General features: G+C 74.7%; 1 protein-coding gene. It reads right to left on the bottom strand.

What is annotated here, in order from left to right; all coding sequences use genetic code 11:
• Positions 1-10: 10 nt before the first annotated feature.
• The coding region (locus tag AN216_RS00400; RefSeq protein ID WP_170842977.1) for a PP2C family protein-serine/threonine phosphatase at positions 11-1,001 on the bottom strand (991 nt) is incomplete at its 5' end.

Below are 1,001 nucleotides of genomic sequence, written 5' to 3'. Positions count from 1 at the left end.
GGGCCGAGCCTCAGCCCCGGTCCAGCAGCAGCGCCGCCACGTCGTCCGTCAGCTCGCCGCCGTTCAGCCCGCGTACCTCCGCCATCGTCGCGTCCAACAGCGCCTCACCCCGCAGGCCCTGCCGCAGGTGCCCGGTGACGACCTCGGCGATGCCGTCCTGGCCGAGCCGCTGTCGGCCCGCGCCGATCCGCCCCTCGATCAACCCGTCGGTGTACAACAGCAGCGACCACGCCGCCCCCAGCTCCACCCGGTTTCGTGGCCAGCCCGTCCCGGGCAGCAGTCCGAGCGCCGGACCGTTCTCCTCGTACGCCAACGGCCGGGGCACGGCGCCCTCGCCCCCGGCGAGCAGCGGTGCCGGATGCCCCGCGAGATACACCTCGGCGCTCCGGCCGTCCGGCGCGATGTCCATCGTGCACAGCGTGGCGAACACCTCCTCGGAGGGCCGCTCGTGCTCCAGCACCCGCTGCAGGGTCTCCAACAGCCCGTCTCCGCACAGCCCCGCGAAGGTCAGCGCCCGCCAGGCGATGCGCAACTCCACACCCAGCGCCGCCTCGTCCGGGCCGTGCCCGCTGACGTCGCCGATCATCACGTGCACGGTGCCGTCGGCGGTGCGTACGGTGTCGTAGAAGTCGCCGCCGAGCAGCGCGCGGGACCGGCCCGGGCGGTAGCGGGCGGCGAAACGCAGCTCACTGCCCTCCAGCAGCGGAGTCGGCAGCAGCCCGCGCTCCAGCCGGGCGTTCTCCTGGGCGCGCAGCCGGGACTCGGTGAGCTGTCGCCGCGCCAGGTCGGAACGTTTGCGCTCCACCGCGTAGCGGACGGCGCGGCTCAGCAGCCGCCCATCCAGTTCGTCCCGGAAGAGGTAGTCCTGGGCGCCGACGCGTACGGCCTCCGCCGCCAGTGCCGGGTCCGCGCCGTCCGTCAGCGCGAGCACCGCGTGCCGGGGCGCGAGCCGCAACACCCGGCGCAGGGTGCCCAGTTCATCGGCGCGGTCGCCGTGGTCG

This window comes from Streptomyces oceani (assembly GCF_001751245.1).
GTDB classification, from domain to species: Bacteria; Actinomycetota; Actinomycetes; order Streptomycetales; family Streptomycetaceae; genus Streptomyces; species Streptomyces oceani.
The sequence above is the reverse complement of the archived record's forward strand: the minus strand, read 5'-3'. Positions and strand labels throughout refer to the sequence as shown.